General features: G+C 30.0%; 1 pseudogene. It reads right to left on the bottom strand.

Annotation, left to right across the window (positions count from 1 at the left end):
• Window positions 1–257, bottom strand: a pseudogene (locus FOT98_RS33245) (tyrosine recombinase XerS); the annotation flags it as partial.

Below are 257 nucleotides of genomic sequence, written 5' to 3'. Positions count from 1 at the left end.
AAAAAGTAATTGTATTTACGAGTAGAAGTTTCTTTCAGAATAAATTCATAATCGTTTGCTAGAAAGCGCAGGAATGCAGCATCATCATTATTATTAAAAATCATATTCGCTACATCATCTGCTCTTGCTGCAGCATCTATTTTTTCTTTATGTAATTCCATTTTATCCATTACATTTCGTGAAAGATAGCTATTCCCATATTCATCTTCAGTTTTTTGTGAAAGGTATTTAAAAAGAGATTTTAAAGCCGAAAAGGT

The sequence above is a fragment of the Bacillus sp. HY001 genome (genome assembly GCF_007558965.1).
GTDB classification, from domain to species: domain Bacteria; phylum Bacillota; class Bacilli; order Bacillales; family Bacillaceae_G; genus Bacillus_A; species Bacillus_A mobilis.
Note: the sequence above shows the minus strand (reverse complement) of the source record. Positions and strands in the feature narration are given on the sequence as shown.